The organism is Methylovulum psychrotolerans (assembly GCF_002923755.1).
GTDB lineage: Bacteria > Pseudomonadota > Gammaproteobacteria > Methylococcales > Methylomonadaceae > Methylovulum > Methylovulum psychrotolerans.
The window spans coordinates 442,248-446,394 of sequence record NZ_PGFZ01000003.1 but is presented as its reverse complement, the minus strand read 5'-3'; the positions used below and the strand labels follow the sequence as shown (position 1 = coordinate 446,394).

Annotated in this window: 4 protein-coding genes; 2 read left to right on the top strand and 2 right to left on the bottom strand. The window is 54.2% G+C overall.

Going from position 1 to position 4,147, the window contains the following annotated elements:
- Positions 1–90 precede the first annotated feature (90 nt).
- The gene (locus tag AADEFJLK_RS10085; protein ID WP_103974153.1) at positions 91–1,044 is read left to right on the top strand and encodes an IS1595 family transposase; all 954 of its coding nucleotides are present in this window, start codon (positions 91–93) and stop codon (positions 1,042–1,044) included.
- A gap of 60 nt (positions 1,045–1,104) precedes the next feature.
- Here the strand turns inward: AADEFJLK_RS10085 and AADEFJLK_RS10080 are convergent, their stop codons facing one another.
- Complete coding sequence (locus tag AADEFJLK_RS10080; protein WP_088621122.1) at positions 1,105–1,290, bottom strand: hypothetical protein; 186 nt, start codon at positions 1,288–1,290, stop codon at positions 1,105–1,107.
- A 532-nt stretch (positions 1,291–1,822) separates the two neighbouring features.
- Here AADEFJLK_RS10080 and AADEFJLK_RS10075 point away from each other — a divergent pair.
- Entirely contained in the window at positions 1,823–3,046 is a 1,224-nt protein-coding gene (locus AADEFJLK_RS10075) for a hypothetical protein (RefSeq protein ID WP_249028013.1), read from the top strand.
- 6 nt (positions 3,047–3,052) lie between these two features.
- Here AADEFJLK_RS10075 and AADEFJLK_RS10070 read toward each other — a convergent pair whose 3' ends face one another.
- Entirely contained in the window at positions 3,053–3,730 is a 678-nt protein-coding gene (locus AADEFJLK_RS10070) for a phosphatase PAP2 family protein (RefSeq protein ID WP_103974151.1), read from the bottom strand.
- Between the last annotated feature and the right edge of the window lie 417 nt (positions 3,731–4,147).

The window sequence follows — 4,147 nt, the reverse complement described above, 5'->3', positions numbered from 1 at the left end:
TTCCTGATTAGCAAGATGCTTCAGCCAAACCCAGTATTACGCGAAAGGACGGCGTCTACTAAAGGCATATCATTTAAGGGGCCGTATATCATGGCGATGAACCGCATCCAATTCCAACCTGGGCTGTCACTGCCTGAGTTTCTTAAGCAGTTCGGCAGCGAAGCGCAATGTGAGGCCGAACTTGAGCAAGCCCGCTGGCCTGAGGGTTTTGTCTGCCCCTGTTGTGGCGGAACCGGCCATAGTGTGTTTAAAACCGGCACCCACAAAACCTTCCAGTGCAAAGCCTGCCGCCGCCAAACGTCACTGACCGCCGGGACGCTCTTCCAAAGCACCCGCCTGCCGCTGACGGTTTGGTTTCTGGCGATCTATTTCATCAGTCAAGCCAAGACAGGGCTGTCCGCATTGGCTTTGAAGCGGCTGATTGGCGTCAGCTATCCCACGGCTTGGCTGATCCAGCACAAGCTGATGGCGGCGATGTCCGAGCGTGACGCGGACTACACCCTCAGCGGCAGGGTCGACATTGACGACGCTTATCTTGGTGGCGAACTCAGCGGCGGCAAAGCGGGCCGGGGGTCTGAAAACAAAGTGCCTTTTGTGGCCGCGCTGTCGCCTGACGACGACGGGCATCCTTTATGCATCAAGCTGTCCCCCGTTCCGGGCTTCACCAGCGAGGCTATTGCCGACTGGGCGGAAACTAACTTGGAACCCGGCAGAGCCGTCTTATCTGACGGGCTGGCCTGCTTCGCGGCGGTGACCCGGGCGGGTTGCCAACACGGGGCGATCATTGTCGGCGGGCGAAAACCTAAAGAAATGCTTGAATTCCTATGGCTCAATACCATACTGGGCAACCTTAAGACCAGCCTTGGTGGTGCTTACCATGCGTTTGGGTTCGCAAAATATGCCTCGCGTTATCTGGGGGCGTTCGCCTATCGCTTCAACCGCAGGTTCCAGCTCGATAGGCTTCCCATGCGCCTGCTTGTTGCCGCCATCGCCGTTGGGCTTCGCCCAGAGGTTTGGATCCCCTCGGCTGAAGCATCTTGCTAATCAGGAAGCCTTTTTTGCAATGATACGCGCCTAGGCGGTACAGCAGATAATCCAGCAGCCTCATTGCCAGTATCTCCGGTCATGCCACAGGTCTTTGGCGGTTAACCGCCCTTGCCAAAAAGCGTTATAATCCGCTAAGGCCGACTGCCGCGCCGCGCGTTGCTCGGCGCTTAACGGCGGGCGGACAGTCACCGTGGCGTTAGGCAGTTTGGTTTGTAAAGCGCTTAATAGCGTGGTGGTGTTCATAATGATTGGCCTGGAAAGTGCGGGGGCTAAAAATTATAGGCAATTAATAAATAACAGATTATTGCCATAAAGGCTACGCTGGTAAAAAATCCCCGCCAAGGCGGCGGGGTAAGGCGTGGCTAATGCACAAATCAGTCAGATTTGTCCGCTGAACCCTGTCGGCAAGACGCAGGGGACAAATGGCGGTTACGGTTCCGCCTTTATGGGCGTTGGCACACGCGGCCCATAATCGACATGCAACCCAGATATAAACCGCCGTAGCGGTAGAAGGACGCTGCAATGTGCGTAAACAATAAAAGCGCACACGACATGATCTGCTTGCACTCCCGCGAATTATTAACCCGATAGCGCGGTACGGTTATGCTCACCCTCTTAACAAGAAGCTTAGCTTTGTTGGGACATATATTACCACAATAAAACCCAGTATCAATATAAAGGTAATAAATATTTGCTTTGGGCATAAAAAAACCGACTTAAGTGTCGGCCTTTTAGCTTTCCTCACCTTATAACAAACGTAACCATCGGATTGACCATGACCGCAGCCCTTACGCCTAACCGCTCCCTTAGCCGTCGCCCGTGCCGGGCTAACCGCTGCCGCTGGCTGGCGGCACTACTTTTGGTTAGCGGACTGCCGGGGTGTTTTTCGCCTATGGCGCTGGATCATGTGACGCTGGCCTATAACGAAGCGACGGCGGATGTCATTTCCAAACAACTGCTGCTTAATATTGCCCGTTCCCGCTTTAACCAGCCGATCTTTTTTTCCGGTATTTCCAATATTGCGGCCACGCTGAATTTTCAGGCCAATATGGGGATGACCCCTGCCCTAGCGGGCAATAGCGGCAGTACCCTCGTGCCTATTTTTGGCGGCTCGGTCTCAGAAAACCCGACCATCAGCATTGTCCCCATAGAAGGCGAGCAGTTTACCCAACGCTTGCTCACGCCCTTATCGGAAGACAAGCTGACGTTGCTGCTGCGCCAGAATATTGATATAGACATTTTGCTGCGCTTAGTGACGCTGGAGTTCCGCACCCAAAACGATGTGGCGGTGTACCACAACCGCCCGCGCAATGAGCAGGATTATGCCGCGTTCCGGCGTATCGTCCTGCACTTGTCGTCGATTCAAGACCGTGACCAGCTGTTTGCCGAGCCATTAGTGTTTGAACGCCATTGGACATTGCCAGCCGCGTCCGTCACGGGCGAATCATTCCATACCTTAGAGAAAGAGTATGCCATGACGCTGGATGCGCAACAGTCGGTTTACCATTTATCCAAACAGGTGATAGGCCGGACTATCCTGACCAACTACGACCCCTTTCTGTTGACTAATGCGCAGCGGATGCAGATGAATGACGAGGCCGAACGCAATGCCCCCAATGATTTTCTGGTGGATATCCGTCCCGGCTATCCAGGCGGCGAATATCCCTTGCACGGCAAATTCAGGCTACGCAGTTTCAGTAACATTATGTATTTTATTGGCCGCAGTATCGCCAACGAGCCGGAGCGGGATGTCCCTAAAGACCCACGGACACCGGCGGTGGCGGAAAATCCGGTCTCGGTCATTGCCATTTCAGAATCCGATAGCCCGCCCAAAGGTGCCGATGTCTCCGTCAATTATCGGGGAAAATATTACGCGGTCAGCCCCAGCCCACAATCGTCATGGAACCAAACCGCTTTCCGGGTGCTGTCGCAAATTTACCAGATGACCACCACCGACTTGCCCAAATCCGGCATACCCAGCATTACTATCGCAAAATAGCGGCGGTTACGCCGACTGGCCGCGCACATACCAGCCGTAATACAACAACCAAGCGACCAAAAACACCAGATAGCCCGACCATAAAATATCCGAGACAAAATGCCCGCCCGCCGCCATGCGCGATACGGCCATTATTGCCGCCGCCACTAACGTCAAGGCCAGATAAAAAGCCTTACGGCGGCGCGAAAGGAAATACAGGGCAAACAGCGCGAAGCCTATCGAGCAATGCCCGCAAGGGAAGGACTTGTGCGGGGTGTCGCCGATTTGCAGCGGCGGGATATAGGTATTCGCACCGCCAAACTCGGCGATATGCAAGGGCCTAGGCCGGCCCCAATGGTCTTTAAACACCAGATTGATAACCAAACCGGGGCCGATGGCGATGACCAACAAGATATACAAGGCAGGCCGCCGCCAGCGTTGCCAACGCCCGACCACAAAACTGCCCACCGCCACCAACAACGCCGAGACAGCGGCGGCGACCAACAGCTTCGGCGTATAAGCAAACAAACCGCGCCACAACCACCACTCGCCAAACGGCCACGCCGAATGCCCCGACCCCGGCTGATAAAACCACGCCGCCGCCTGTTGGTCGGCATCAGTCAACCAAAAAATCGGCGTGGTCAGCGCCATTAACAACACTAAAATCGACAACTCCCGCCAACGGCGGCTTAAAGGTAAAGTCATGACAGTTCCGGCGGCAAAAAACGCCTATTGTCGCCGATAGTGGCGGTGGGGGGTAATGGAAGATGCGGGGGAGGTTTTTGGTGGCCTTGGCTAGATATATACTTCAAACGGTCAAGTTTTTGGTTTTTTGGTAGGGTACGCTGTGCGTACCTTTAAAAAATCATCATAAAAATCAGTGTAAAAGGTATGCACAGCGTACCCTACGGTGAATTGTAAAAGCCGAAAACTTGGCCGTTCACAGTATATAAGTAGGTGTGCATACATCTTTTAACATTCGCGAATTAAACCCCACCCCAGCCCTCCTTACAAGTGTAGGTTTTCTTACCCTCCACCCCCTTCTGCGTAAACAGCCAAAGTCACGCCGTTGATTTCCGTCAAACCGGGCCATGCCTCAGGCCGCCCCGGTTTGACGGGCAG

Bases quoted from the DNA above. Each gene is read 5' to 3' on its own strand.
- AADEFJLK_RS10085 (WP_103974153.1), top strand. From the start codon at position 91: ATGGCGATGAACCGCATCCAATTCCAACCTGGGCTGTCACTGCCTGAG.
- AADEFJLK_RS10080 (WP_088621122.1), bottom strand. From the start codon at position 1,290: ATGAACACCACCACGCTATTAAGCGCTTTACAAACCAAACTGCCTAAC.
- AADEFJLK_RS10075 (WP_249028013.1), top strand. From the start codon at position 1,823: ATGACCGCAGCCCTTACGCCTAACCGCTCCCTTAGCCGTCGCCCGTGC.
- AADEFJLK_RS10070 (WP_103974151.1), bottom strand. From the start codon at position 3,730: ATGACTTTACCTTTAAGCCGCCGTTGGCGGGAGTTGTCGATTTTAGTG.